The organism is Streptomyces sp. NPDC007896 (assembly GCF_042959425.1).
In the GTDB taxonomy this organism is placed as follows: Bacteria; Actinomycetota; Actinomycetes; order Streptomycetales; family Streptomycetaceae; genus Streptomyces.
This window is the reverse complement of sequence record NZ_JBIBKX010000005.1, coordinates 389,169-401,921: the sequence shown is the minus strand read 5'-3', so window position 1 is coordinate 401,921 and position 12,753 is coordinate 389,169. Positions and strand designations below refer to the sequence as shown.

9 protein-coding genes and 3 pseudogenes are annotated in these 12,753 nt (G+C 68.3%); 10 read left to right on the top strand and 2 right to left on the bottom strand.

The features are described 5' to 3' along the window. Positions 1 to 84 precede the first annotated feature (84 nt). The 3 genes and pseudogenes from ACFZDJ_RS19280 to ACFZDJ_RS19270 form a co-directional block, all read left to right on the top strand. Positions 85 to 348: pseudogene (locus ACFZDJ_RS19280) on the top strand (alcohol dehydrogenase catalytic domain-containing protein); the annotation flags it as partial. 322 nt (positions 349 to 670) lie between these two features. Then, the gene (locus tag ACFZDJ_RS19275) at positions 671 to 877 is read left to right on the top strand and encodes a hypothetical protein (protein ID WP_391060343.1); all 207 of its coding nucleotides are present in this window, start codon (positions 671 to 673) and stop codon (positions 875 to 877) included. 519 nt (positions 878 to 1,396) lie between these two features. Next, positions 1,397 to 1,657 (top strand): hypothetical protein, encoded by a 261-nt coding sequence (locus ACFZDJ_RS19270; protein WP_391060341.1) that lies wholly within the window; start codon positions 1,397 to 1,399, stop codon positions 1,655 to 1,657. 525 nt (positions 1,658 to 2,182) lie between these two features. Here the strand turns inward: ACFZDJ_RS19270 and ACFZDJ_RS19265 are convergent. Continuing rightward, positions 2,183 to 2,692: a DinB family protein gene (locus ACFZDJ_RS19265; protein WP_391060338.1), complete on the bottom strand. Its 510-nt coding sequence runs from the start codon at positions 2,690 to 2,692 to the stop codon at positions 2,183 to 2,185. 122 nt (positions 2,693 to 2,814) lie between these two features. Here ACFZDJ_RS19265 and ACFZDJ_RS19260 point away from each other — a divergent pair. Continuing rightward, positions 2,815 to 3,693: pseudogene (locus ACFZDJ_RS19260) on the top strand (transporter). A gap of 177 nt (positions 3,694 to 3,870) precedes the next feature. Here the strand turns inward: ACFZDJ_RS19260 and ACFZDJ_RS19255 are convergent. After that, a pseudogene (locus tag ACFZDJ_RS19255) lies at positions 3,871 to 4,320 on the bottom strand (cellulosome protein); the annotation flags it as partial. Between the two features lie 228 nt (positions 4,321 to 4,548). On the opposite strand from ACFZDJ_RS19255, the gene ACFZDJ_RS19250 reads away from it, so the two are divergent. The 6 genes from ACFZDJ_RS19250 (at position 4,549) to ACFZDJ_RS19225 (ending at position 12,582) form a co-directional block, all read left to right on the top strand. Next, the gene (locus ACFZDJ_RS19250; RefSeq protein WP_391060336.1) at positions 4,549 to 5,580 is read left to right on the top strand and encodes a substrate-binding domain-containing protein; all 1,032 of its coding nucleotides are present in this window, start codon (positions 4,549 to 4,551) and stop codon (positions 5,578 to 5,580) included. A gap of 154 nt (positions 5,581 to 5,734) precedes the next feature. Continuing rightward, positions 5,735 to 6,982 carry an extracellular solute-binding protein gene (locus tag ACFZDJ_RS19245; RefSeq protein ID WP_391060334.1) on the top strand — a complete coding sequence of 416 codons (1,248 nt, stop codon included), beginning with the start codon at positions 5,735 to 5,737 and terminating at the stop codon, positions 6,980 to 6,982. Positions 6,983 to 7,002: 20 nt separating this feature from the next. Further along, on the top strand, positions 7,003 to 7,974 hold the full coding sequence (locus ACFZDJ_RS19240) for a carbohydrate ABC transporter permease (protein WP_385368212.1): 972 nt from the start codon (positions 7,003 to 7,005) through the stop codon (positions 7,972 to 7,974). Further along, positions 7,971 to 8,795: an ABC transporter permease subunit gene (locus ACFZDJ_RS19235; protein ID WP_391060332.1), complete on the top strand. Its 825-nt coding sequence runs from the start codon at positions 7,971 to 7,973 to the stop codon at positions 8,793 to 8,795. The genes ACFZDJ_RS19240 and ACFZDJ_RS19235 overlap by 4 nt, the downstream gene beginning before the upstream one ends. Positions 8,796 to 8,901: 106 nt before the next feature. Further along, entirely contained in the window at positions 8,902 to 10,659 is a 1,758-nt protein-coding gene (locus ACFZDJ_RS19230; RefSeq protein WP_391060330.1) for a trehalase family glycosidase, read from the top strand. Positions 10,660 to 10,788: 129 nt separating this feature from the next. Continuing rightward, positions 10,789 to 12,582 carry an RICIN domain-containing protein gene (locus ACFZDJ_RS19225; RefSeq protein ID WP_391060328.1) on the top strand — a complete coding sequence of 598 codons (1,794 nt, stop codon included), beginning with the start codon at positions 10,789 to 10,791 and terminating at the stop codon, positions 12,580 to 12,582. Positions 12,583 to 12,753 lie beyond the last annotated feature (171 nt).

Sequence of the window (12,753 nt, the reverse complement as noted above, 5' to 3'; positions counted from 1 at the left end):
TAGACCGGTTTCCTGGCAAGTGCGGCACGTGGGCCGCCCGGCCGTCCTCATCCCCCGGCGGTCGGCCCTGGGGTGAAGGAGCAGCTGCCGTGCGCGGCGTCGTCATGCGCGCCCCGGAGATTTCCGAGTGAGCGCGAGGAACCGAAGATCCTCAAGCCCACGGACGCGATCATCCGAGTGTCGGCAACCTGTGTGTGCGGCTCGGACCTGTGGCCCTGTCGCGGCGCCGATCCCAGCGACGCCCCCAGCCCGATCGGCCACGAGTACGTGGGCTTCGTGGAGGAAGTCGGCAGCGAGGTCACCACCGTCACGCCCGGCCAGTTCGTGGTCGGCGCGTTCTCATACTCTGCACAGCACCAGTTGTTTGATTCTGTGGTGTCGGAACATGCCAGGACGAGGTGCTGGCAGTAGCCGCCGGCCCAGACCCTGCGGATGACGGGGTGGTCGTGGCGACCGGATCGAGCAGATGGGTGTCGAGCACGGAGCTCTGCACGCCCGCCGGGGTGGGAGATCCCGCCGGCCCTCCGCCGCCGTGGCAAAGGTATCGAGCGCGACCTGCGCACGCGTATCCAGACGAACCTGCGCGCCGCCTGGAGCGGCACGGCGTCTGGCACGGCACCGCGGGCTACGTCCGGATGCGCGGGGTGCGGCTGCGGGCGATGCTTGCCGAATGACCGAGCGTTCCGTGATCGTTTGCCCGCCCGTCAAGGGGGAGGGGCGCCAAGTACGCGTGGACGGGGAGCCCGTGGGGGCGGCGTGCGGTCTGTGTGGCTTGGCCGAGATCATGCGGCGGGTCGGCTGGGCTGGTATGGATGAGATCGATGTGGCGGACTCACCGGTCATCGAGTGGCACGGCGGCGGTCCTGAGGTGTGGTGACGGCACACTTGAACCTCCAGCGTCAGTCTGCGCCTGCATGGCTTCGCCGCCCTGCAGGTGACGACGTTCGGGGCGGGCGAGAAGCCGATTCGTGGGGCCCTGGAAGGGGTCGGCGCTGATTCCCTGCGTCCGCGGGCTTACCAAGATCACTGTGAAGGAGGTCGGCCGGGCGGACGTCAACGGCGTACGGCGCGGGGTTCTTCGCCGACGGCGACTACCTGCTCGGTCTCGCCCCTGCCGTGCGGCTCCGACCGCAAACGAAGTCTCACAGCAAGGTCGGCATAGCGCAGCGAACTGACCTTCGGCCTTCCGAGGTACCCGGCGGGACTCGCTCTGGGAGCGCACCAAGGGCGACCTCCCCGCAGAGCCGGAAGAAGGTCGGGAGCGAGGGGGAACTCGTCAATGCTCTGCTCAGTCGCCGACCAGCCTCGGGGCGGGGCCTCGATCATCGGCATCATCGTCGGCCGCCGGGGTACCTGCGACTCACGCCACCCCCCCGCATGAGGAAGCGAGAACGCCATGAGCGAGCGCCGCCCGGAAGCCCCTGGGAGCAGCGGGAAGCCGATACCGAAGCCGATACCCAGGGATCCGCCCGATCAGCAGGCCACCGCCGCCGAGGACCCCTGGGACATCGTCGGCGACCCGACACAGTCCGTCACCGAGGAGCAGCCGGACCTGGAGATTCCCGATACGGACGAGGTCGGCACCGGCCGGAGGGGCGCCCCGCACTCCGGCAGCCGACGTCCGGAGCATCCCGTGCCCGACGAACCGTCGGCCTGACGCTCGGCGCGCCGCGGGAGCCCTGGCGGGTGGCGCTGGGAGAGATGCCCGCGACTGGTGGCAGGAGTCTGGCTGCCCGAGAGAACACGCCATGGGTGTACGTACCTGGGTCAGCGACTGGCCCGTCTACCGACAGCTGACCGGAGCCGATCCGCTGGCGCGTGGCCGGGCCGCCATGTCGGCCCGCACACGGCAGCTCAGACCGCGCACCGACACCGCCGGTCGTCGTCGTAGGCCCACCTTCTCCATCAGCCCGGCTGCAACAAGCGGTGAAACCCAACCTGACCTGCATCATCGCCAGCGTCATCGGCTCCGCGTCGGTGAGCCGCGGCGCGATGCCCACGGCCGGCCGCCACGGGGCCCATTGCGGCGAATCCTTCAGCGGATCGTCGGTCTTCACATAGAGCGCGATGGCGGGGGAGTCCAACTCCGTCTTCACCCACTGACGTTGGACCCCCTCCTTCCAGCCGCGCGCGCGATTCTCTGGAATGGATCAGCAAGGGGAGACCGGTGGCTCCTGCGGACTCAGGCGCCCACAGTCCCGTCGACACCCTCACGCAGAAAGTCCGCGTGCCCGTTGTGGCGGCCGTACTCCAGGAGCACGTGCACCATCACCATCCGCAGCGATACCTCTTCGCTCCATCTTGGCTGATACCCGGCCCGGTCCAGGGACTCGGCCTCCCGCTCGATACGGCGGGAGTTCTCCACCTCGGCCTCCCAGGCTACGTACGCCTCGTCCCTGGTCGACGCGCTCGCGTCGTAGGCCGCCTGGAAGTCGATCTTGTCGGACCAGACCATGGGAGCGTCGTTGTCCTCGAACACTCGACGGAACCAAGCACGTTCCACCTCCGCCATGTGCCGCACCAGACCGAGCAGCGAAAGCGTGGACGGCGGCATGGACTGCTGCCGCAATTCCTCGTCGGTAAGCCCTTCGCACTTCATGGCGAGGGTCGCGCGATGGTAGTCGAGAAAAGCCCGCAGCATGTCGCGTTCGCTTCCAAAACTGGGTGGTCCTATGCGGTTGTCGCTGGTCACTGGCCGCGCTCCTCATCCGTGCCTGCATTCAGGGCCAGAATCTACTCCCGTCGGCTGTCGCGCCGCGTCTTGCTGCGGTCGAGGCGGAAGTGCAGGACCTCGTCGAGACGCACAAGAAGACAATGCTGGGCGTGCGGTTTCTGGCGAGCGAGTACGTCATCGACTGTGTCGACGGCGGGCGGATCGACTCGCTGGGGCTCGACGAGAACAACGCACCCGTGATGGTGGAATACAAGCGCGGCACCGACGTCGGCGGGCCAACCAGGGGTTCTACTGCATGTCGTGGCTCATGGCCCATAAGGACGCTTTTCGGAGCCTGGTGCGCGACCGGCTCGGTGCCTCGGCTGCGTCTCAGGTCCTGAGGAGCGCACCCGGGCTGATTTGCGTTGCCGGCGACTTCACCCGCTACGACGCGCACGCTGTACGCGAGCACCGGCGCGGCATCGACCTGGTCCGCTACCGGTACTTCGACACCGAGCACATCGGCCTTGAGACGGTGGCCTCGGTCACCAGGCAGTCTGCAGCTGCCGAGCTGCCGAGCTGCCGAGCTGCCGAGCTGCCGAGCTGCCGAGCTGCCGAGCTGCCGAGCTGCCGAGCTGCCGAGCTGCCAAGCGGCCTCGCCGGCGCGCGGCGAGGCCGCCGACGATCTCAGGCGGCACGGTGCGATGGCGGAGCTTGCGGAGGCGGTTGATGCGGTGGTGCCCCTCGGGGATGGCATCACCCGGATCCAGCGCAAGCAGTACGCGGCCTATCAGCGGCTGCGGAACTTCGCCTGCGTCTGCCCGCCGCAGCAGACCAAGCTGCTCGTCTACCTCAAGTACCTCAAGTACCTCAAGTACCTCAATGCCGACCCGAAGGCGGTCAGCCTTGTTCCCGGCTTCACCCGGGATCTGAAAGGGCTCGGCCACCACGGCACGGGCGACCTGGAGGTACAGCTGCGCACGGAGCGGGACCTGGAGCGTGCCCAAGACCTGTTCCGGCTCGGCTACGCCGCTGTATGAATCGCACAGTCGGACGGTACGGGGCGAGTGCGGCTGCGCCGCATCCCCCGTCCGCGGAGCCGCGCTGCTGTTCGTCGGCCGGCGGAGTCGGCCGGTCTGGGGCCTCGGAACGGTTGGCGCGGCGGCGGGGAGCGTCACGGTGAGCTGGGGCGGCTGCCGGGGTGCGCCGGAACGAGACCAGCGGCGGGCACCAGTGCGGACCGCGGCGGGCGACGACAGTTCGTGCCAGGTCATCACCTCCGGGACGACGTCGTTGGCCTTGGCGTACTGCAGAAAGCCCTACGGTGACCGACCCGCGGGTCGTTGAGCCAGGAGACGTTGTTGTAGCTCCACGTGCCCGAGCCGAACATGTTCCCCTCGGGCTCGTTGACTCGTTGAAGGGGACGTAGACGACGTGGTCCTTGTAGCTGCCCATCGTCTTGACCTGGGCGACCTGCTTCTTGATCTTCTCCTTGAAGTCCGCGAGCCGCTCGGGGCCGCTGTCACCCGGCCACTGGTACGGAACCCGCGGTAGACATCGGTCATGTAGAGGTAGACGTCCTTGCCGCCCGAATCCACGAACGGCGGAAGGACCTCCAGCGCGTCCGCACCCGCGTGCTGCGGGCCGCCCTGCGCCTTGGTGGACACGGCGCCTGTGTCGAACCGGTTCGATGAAAGCTAGCACCGCGGAAATCCACCAGCAATACCTCCGACACGGGCGGTTGTGGCAGCTCCTACTGGATTTCGGAGCCGTAACGAGAAGTGTGGCGCGAGGTGTTGACAGCCGCTGGGGTTGTTCCTACCTTCACTTCACGCGAACCGGTTCGATAGCTGGTTCGCCACATCGAACCGGTTCGACCCGTCCAAGGAGTGCTCGTGAACATCGGTGAGATCGCCCGGCGGGCCGGTGTCTCGCGGAGCACCGTGTCCTACGCGCTGAGCGGCAAGCGCGCCGTGTCGGAGGACACCCGCCGGAAGATCCAGCGCGTCATCGACGAGCTGGACTACCGGCCCAACGCCAGTGCGCGCGCCCTGGCCAACGGCCGCACCAACACGATCGGCCTGGTCTTTCCGCCGGCCGGCAACCACTACACCGGAATGCAACTCGACTTCATCGGCAGCGTGGTGGAGGCCGCCGCGGCCCACGACTACGACGTGCTGCTGTCTCCCAGCGGCGTCGACAGCGACCGCTCGTTCCAGCGGCTGCTGGGGGAGCGAAGGGTCGACGGCGCGATCCTGATGGAGATCAGACTGGAGGACGACCGGGTCGATCACCTGGCCGCCCTCGGCTTCCCCTCCGTAGCCATCGGCCGGACCGCGCATCCCGAAGGCACCTGGTGGGTCGGCCTGGACCACACCGCGCTGGCAGCGGCATGCGTGCATCACCTCGCGGACCTCGGCCACCGCAGGGTCGCCTTCGTCAACCGTCCCGAGCAGTTGCTGCGGGCCGGATACGAGTCGGCCCACCGCGGGCTGGACGGCTTCACCAAGGCCGCGGCCGAGCGCGGGCTGACCGTCCGGACGTACTGCTGCGGGGACGACGCCGCGTCCGGCCAGGCGTGCCTGGAACAGATTCTGCACGACGACCCGGCCACCACGGCCCTGGTCACCCTCAACGAGGCCGCGCTCGGCGGCCTGTACCGCGGACTGGCCCAGGCCGGCCGTCATGTACCGCGCGACTTCTCCATCACCGGAGTCGTGGCCGGCCGGTGGGCGGAGACGGTGACCCCGCAGCTCACCGCGGCGGACGTACCGGCGGAGGAGATGGGCCGACACGCCGTCGACCTCCTCGTCGAGCGGATCGACCAGCCCGACGCGCCGCCCCGGCACCACCTGCTCGCACCGCCGATCTCGCTCCGTGCCAGCACGGGGCCCGGCCCCGGCACACCGTCCATCGACGCCCCCTGACGTCGGCCATCAACACCACCTTCTGACCACGGATCACGGGCAGCGTCCGTCCCCCGCACCGTATGCACCGCTCGCCGTGGCTGTTCGGCATGCCCGATTCCCCCCTCGTCACCCTCCCTCGGCACACCCGTGCCAGAAAACGAAGGAACGCGCCATGCACAGCTCCGTCAGACGGCTCCGCCTCACCGCCGCGACCGTGACCGTCCTCGCCGTCGCAGGCACCGCCACCGCCTGTTCCTCCGGTGCGGGCAGCACCGGCACCAAGGCCGCGGACAGCGGCACGTACACCATCTGGGACCCGTACCCGCAGTTCGACAAGAGCTCCGCGTGGGCGAAGCTGCTCGATGCCTGCGGCGCCAAGGCCGGGGTGAAGATCAAGCGGACCGCGTTCGACACCAGCGACCTGGCGAACAAGGCGCTGTTGGCAGCCCAGCAGGACAACTCCGCAGACGTCCTCATCGTCGACAACCCGGTGGTGTCGACCCTGGCCGAGGCCGGCGTCCTCACCACGACCGAGGACAACAAGCTGGACACCTCCAAGGTGAACACCAACCTCCTCGCGGCCGGACAGTCGGGCGGCAAGACGTACGGTATGCCGATCGGCGCCAACACCCTCGCCCTCTACTACAACAAGGCGGTGCTGAAGCAGGCCGGGGTGAACATAGCCTCGGTCAAGGACTGGAAATCGCTGACGGCGGCGCTCGCGAAGGTCAAGAAGGCGGGCAAGAAGGGCATCACGTTCTCCGCGATCGGCACGGAGGAGGGCACTTTCCAATTCCTGCCCTGGTACTGGGGATCGGGCGCCCAGCTGACCGCGCTCGATTCCGACAAGGCGGTCTCCGCGCTGACGCTGTGGAAGGACTGGCTGCAGAACGGCTACGCCCCGAACTCGGTCCTCAACAACACACAGACGACCAGCTGGCAGGAGTTCGCGACCGGAGACTACGCGTTCAGCGAGAACGGCACCTGGCAGCTCGCCAACGCCAAGAAGGCCGGCTTCGACTACGAGGTCATCCCCGTTCCCGCAGCCGACGGAGGCAACGCGGCCGCCCCGACCGGCGGCGAGTTCGTCACCATCCCGGTCCAGGGCAAGACCGACCGCTACGCGACGTCACAGAAGATCGTGACCTGCCTGACCAGCACCGACAACCTCCTCAACACCGACACCACATTGTCCTACGTGGCCCCCACCACCGAGGTCCAGGACAGGCAGGTCGTGGCGAACGCCGAACTGAAGCCCTGGGTCGACGCGGTCAAGGCGGCCAAGGGACGCACCAGCGACGACCTGGGCGCCAAGTACCCGAAGATCTCGGAGCAGTTGTGGAAGGCGGTCCAGTCCGCGCTCAGCGGTTCGAAGTCGCCGAAGGACGCGCTGTCCACCGCCCAATCGGCCGTCAAGTAACCAGGGGTCAGGGCCAGTTGATGAGTCACATGACCCAAGTGCCACACCGCCGGCCCGTGCGCCACCACAGCGGTGCGGCCCCCGCCGCACCGCCCCGGGCACGGCGCCGGCCCACGTCCCAGCAGTGGGCCGCCTGGGGCTTCCTCACCCCGGTGACCCTCTACCTCGTCCTCTTCTACGCCTATCCCCTCTACCGCAACATCGACCTGAGCCTGCGCAACTACACGGTCCGGTCCTTCGTCCAGGGCGATGCACCGTTCACGGGCCTGGCGAACTACCGCACCGTCCTCGACGACCCGACCTTCGCCCCGGCCCTGCTCCACACCGTGGTCTTCACCACCGTGTGTCTGGTCTTCCAGTACGCCATCGGTCTGGCCCTCGCGGTCTTCTTCAACCAGCGTTTCCGGCTCTCCGCCACCTTGCGGGCGCTCTTCCTTGTGCCGTGGCTGCTCCCGCTGATCGTCTCGGCGTCCACCTGGTCGTGGATGCTCAACAGCGACTCCGGTGTCGTCAACGCCGTCCTGCACGCCGTCGGCATCGGGCCGGTGAACTGGCTGACCGCACCGGGCTGGTCCTTGGCCTCGGTGATCGTCGCGAACATCTGGATCGGCGTCCCGTTCAACCTGGTGGTCCTCCACAGCGGTCTGCAGTCCATCCCCGCGAGCCTCTACGAGGCGGCGGCCCTCGACGGGGCGAACGCCTGGCAACGGTTCTGGCGGATCACGTTCCCGCTGCTGCGACCGGTGTCCGCGATCACCCTGCTACTGGGCCTGGTCTACACGCTCAAGGTCTTCGACATCATCTGGATCATGACCAAGGGCGGCCCGGCCGACTCGTCCACCACCTTCGCCACCTGGTCCTACCAGCTCGGCTTCGGCAACCTGCTGCCTGCCTTCGGTCCGGGAGCGGCCGTAGGAAACCTGCTTGTGGTCGCCGCCCTGGCGTTCGGCCTGGTCTACGTCAGGGTCCAGCGGAAGCAGGCACTGTCATGAACCGAAGCACCAGCCGTACGTGGTGGCAGACGGCCATCGGCGTGCTGTTCACCGCGGTGATGCTCTTCCCGGTCTACTGGATGCTCAACGTGTCCTTCACCCGCGACCAGGACATGCGCAAGAGCCCGCCGGACCCGATTCCCCTGCACGGGACCCTGGAGGGGTACCGCGCCGTCCTGGACCAGCAGTTGCCCTACCTCGGCACCAGCCTCGTCATCGGTCTGGGCACCGTGGTCCTCACCGTGGCACTGGCCGCGCCCGCAGGCTACGCACTCGCCAAACTGCGCCCGCGTGGCGGCGGCGTGCTCAGCTTCCTCTTCCTGGTCGCCCAGATGATCCCCGGCATCATCATGGCGATGGGCTTCTACGCCATCTACCTCAGCCTCGGACTGCTCCAGTCGGTGCCCGGCCTGATCGTCGCGGACTCCACGCTGGCCGTCCCCTTCGCCGTGCTGATCTTCACCGCGTTCATGTCCGGGATCCCCGGCGAACTGCTCCAGGCCGCGAAGACGGACGGGGCCGGGCCCGTGCGTACCTTCTGGTCGATCGTGCTGCCCATGAGTCGCAACGCCATCGTCACGGTGTCGCTGTTCGCGTTCCTGTGGTCCTGGTCGGACTTCGTCTTCGCCAGCACTCTTGCGAACGGCGGCGCGCACGAGCCGATCACCCTGGGCATCTACCACTACATCGGCAACAACAACCAGGAGTGGAACGCCATCATGGCCACCGCCGTCGTGGCCTCGCTGCCCGCCGCGGTGATCCTCGTCCTCGCCCAGCGCTACGTCGCCGCCGGCGTGACCGCCGGCGCCGTCAAGGACTGACTTCTCCCCACCCCGTCACGGTCCACCACCGGCCGCCTGCCGCCGGCCTGTCATTTCCGCCTGCCCAAGAGCCGATCACCCCTGCTTCAGAAACGAGTCACGCTGCATGACCGCCGCCCCGTCCGGCCCGGCCTTCTCCGTCCACGACATCCCGTTCAGCACCCACGGGTCATGGTTCGGTATTTCGCCCGTGGTGGCGGAGAAGACCCTCGCCGACGACCTCCACCTCGTCTCGCACCAGAACGGCATGCACGCCGTGCTGCGTCTCGTCCCGCTCGACATGACCACCGGCGACCGCGCCGCCACCGGGCCGCACGCGACGCCGAGCCTGCTCAGCTGGATCGGTGCCGAAGGTCGCGTCGACATGGCCTACGAATCGCCCGACACCGTACGCCTGCGCGGTGACGGGCTGGGCCTGCACATCGGCGCGGCGGCCACCACGCTGACCCCGTTCAGTGGCACCTACTTCTACCCCGAACCCGGCACAGGGGCGTATGTGTTCACCTCGTACGAGACCGGGCGGCGCTACCGCGTCACCATGCTGTCCGGGACCGCGGCCGAGGCGTCCGGCACGCAGACGCTGGGCAGCGCCGCGCGAGGTGTCACGATCGGCGCCGAGGCTGGCGCGGTCTGGGAGGCCGCGGTCGAGGAGTACGAGACCGCGCGCCGCCCGTACGCGTCTTCGGCATCCTTCGGCCAGGTCGTGGACGCCGCGCACGGCGCCTTCTCTTCCTTCGTCGACACCGTCGCGCCCTGGCGCTCGTCCGGCACACCCGCCGCGGAACTCGCCGCGTATGTCCTGTGGTCCGCGACCGTCCGACCCCGGGGCTTCATCACCAGGCCCGCGGTGCTCATGTCGAAGCACTGGATGGACAAGGTGTGGAGCTGGGACCACTGCTTCAACGCCCTTGCCCTGGCCCCCGGAAGCCCCGGACTCGCCCTGGACCAGTTCTCGCTGCCCTTCGACCACCAGGACGAGACCGGTGCGCTGCCCGACTCGGTGGCCCACTCGGAGATCCTCTACAACTTCGTCAAGCCCCCCATCCACGGCTGGGCCCTGCGCCACCTGCGCCGACGGCTCCCCGAGCCGCTCGGCGAGGCGGAGTTGACCGAGGTGTACAACCGGCTGGCCCGCTGGACGGACTTCTGGCTCACCATGCGGCGCGGACCCGGGTCCACCCTCCCGCACTACCAGCACGGCAACGACAGCGGCTGGGACAACGCCACCACCTTCGCCCCCGAACGTGTGATCGTCAGCGCCGACCTGTCCGCCTTCCTCGTCCTCCAGCTGCGCGAACTCGCCGAACTGGCAAAAGAGTTGGGGCTTTCGGCCGACACCCACAGATGGACACGAACGGCCGACGCGACGCAGACGGCGATGCTCGACGAGCTGTGGACCGGCGACCGGTTCGTCGCACGCTCGGCACACAGCGGGGCCACCTGGGCCAGCTCCAGCCTGCTCGACCTGATGCCCGTCGTGCTCGGCGAGCACCTGCCCGAGAACATCGGCGACGCGCTGGCCGACCGCATCGAGGCCCACCTCACCGCGTACGGTCTCGCCACCGAACTGCCCACCTCGCCGCACTACTTGGACGACGGCTACTGGCGCGGCCCGATCTGGGCCCCCTCCACCGTCCTGATCGAGGACGGCCTGCGCCGCGCCGGCCACGACCGTCTCGCGGACGAGATCAGCACCCGCTTCCGGGCCCTGTGCGAGACCTCGGGTTTCGCGGAGAACTTCGACGCCCTCACCGGCGTAGGCCTGCGCGACCGCGCCTACACCTGGACCGCCAGCAGCTACCTCCTCCTCGCCGAGGCCCATGAGCTCCGGCGCGCCGAGACCACGGAGGCCGTCGGCGGCTGACAGACCCCCTGGGCGACTCGCGCCCAGGCAGTACCCCCTTCGGGAGACCCGCACATGCGCATACCTCGCTTCTTTTCCCCAGCCGGACGCCCCGGCAGACCGGCCGTCCCGAGAATCCGCAGGACCGCCGTGATCGCGGCGATCCTCGCCTCGTTCGCCGCCGTCACCCTCCCCGCGACCACGGCCCACGCCGCAGACACCTCCGTCACCGTCGACTTCTCCACGGCCGGGGGCGCCCCCACGTACCACGCCTCGGGGATGATCTACGGGATGACCCCGGACGGCTCGCTTCCCCAGGATCACTTCTTCAAAGACATCAAGTGGCACTTCATGCGGGCCGGAGGCGCTCAGCTCAACAGTGGCGGCTATGCCACCAGCCTCGCCGACTACCAGACCCGCTGGGCCTCCACCCTGGCCCAGTACAAGCGCACCGCCGCCCTCGGCGGCACCTTCGTCCTCCTGCCGCACGACCTGTGGGGCGCCGACGGCACCACCAGTCAGGGCTGGCCCGGTGACAACGGTGACTGGACGCAGTTCGATGCCTTCGTCACCCAGCTCATCGGTGACGTCAAGGCCAACAACATGACGGTCCAGTGGGACCTGTGGAACGAGCCCGACGGCAGCGGCTTCTGGGGCGCATCACAGACGCAGTACCTTCAGATGTGGTCGCGTTTCTACGCCAAGGTGCGCGCCGCCTTCCCCGCCCAGCTCATCGTCGGCCCCAGCATCGCCGGCCAGCCCAACTCCTCCAACAGCTGGTGGACGACATACCTGACCTACGTCAAGGCGAACAACGTCGCCCCCGACATCTACAGCTGGCACGACGAACCCGGTGACCCCGCCACCGACGTCGGCCGCGCCAACTCCACCCTCGCCGCAGCCGGGTTGACCAACACCCGTGCCTACCAGATCAATGAGTACGCCACCCTGTCCATGCAGTCCCCGGGTGGCGGCGCCTGGTTCATCGGCCGCCTTGAACGGGCCGGCGCCGACGGCCTGCGCGGCAACTGGGCCTCCGGCACCGCTCTGCACGACAACGAGGCCAACCTGCTCACCAAGAACAGCGCCGGCCAGTACCTGCCGCTCGGCGAGTGGTTCATATACCGCTACTACGGCTCCCAGACCGGCAACATTGTCAACCTGATCCCGGGCACCGGGACCGACGGCCTGGCGACCAAGGACAACTCGGCGAAGAACGCAAAGGTGCTGCTCGGCAGCAGCGGCAACACCGGCACCGTCACCGTCAATCTGACAGGGCTCAACACCACGTCCGTCGTGGAGAACAGCCAGGTCCGCGCCGTCGTCCAGCGCATCCCGTACAACAGCGGGGCCGCCGTGACCGGCCCGGAGACCATCGCCGACACCACCCTCACGGTCAGCGGCAACACCGCCTCGGTGAGCCTCCCGTGGACCAACGCCAAGGACGGCTACACCGTCACCCTGCTGCCCCCGTCCAACACCACCGTCTCCACGGTCGCCGTCAGCCAGAACAGCGGCCAGTGCCTGGACGACACCAACCTCTCCACCGCCAACGGCACGCAGTACCAGCAGTACTACTGCGAGGGCGGCTACCAGCAGATGTTCGACTTCAAGCCGGTCAGCGGCAAGACGAACACCTACACGGTCGTCAACGAGACCAGCGGCAAGTGCCTGGACGTCTCCGGCGCGTCCACCGCCGACGGCGCCGCGGTCATCCAGTACACCTGCAACGGCGCCACCAACCAGCAGTTCATGCTCAGCCCCGTCACCGCACTCGGCAACAGCCACGACTACCAGCTCGTCGCCGTCCACAGCGGCAAGTGCGTCGACGTCAGCAATGTCTCGACCACGGCCGGCGCGCAGATCCATCAGTGGACCTGCGATGCGGCGAGCGTACTGAGCACCAAGAAGAACCAGATCTGGCGGCTGCTCGGCAAGAGCTGACTACGGTCACCCATGACGATGTGGAGGGGCAGTCCACATGCCCCTTGCTGTCCAGGGTCACCTGGCCGTCGGCGGCCGGACCGTCCGCACCGGCCAGCCACGTGGATACGACCCGCTACGCTTCTTCACCTGGAGAGTGCTTCTTTCCTCGCATCCGACAGGACCCTCGAA

Bases quoted from the DNA above. Each gene is read 5' to 3' on its own strand.
- ACFZDJ_RS19230 (WP_391060330.1), top strand. From the start codon at position 8,902: ATGACCGCCGCCCCGTCCGGCCCGGCCTTCTCCGTCCACGACATCCCG.
- ACFZDJ_RS19235 (WP_391060332.1), top strand. From the start codon at position 7,971: ATGAACCGAAGCACCAGCCGTACGTGGTGGCAGACGGCCATCGGCGTG.
- ACFZDJ_RS19270 (WP_391060341.1), top strand. From the start codon at position 1,397: ATGAGCGAGCGCCGCCCGGAAGCCCCTGGGAGCAGCGGGAAGCCGATA.
- ACFZDJ_RS19275 (WP_391060343.1), top strand. From the start codon at position 671: ATGACCGAGCGTTCCGTGATCGTTTGCCCGCCCGTCAAGGGGGAGGGG.
- ACFZDJ_RS19245 (WP_391060334.1), top strand. From the start codon at position 5,735: ATGCACAGCTCCGTCAGACGGCTCCGCCTCACCGCCGCGACCGTGACC.
- ACFZDJ_RS19240 (WP_385368212.1), top strand. From the start codon at position 7,003: ATGAGTCACATGACCCAAGTGCCACACCGCCGGCCCGTGCGCCACCAC.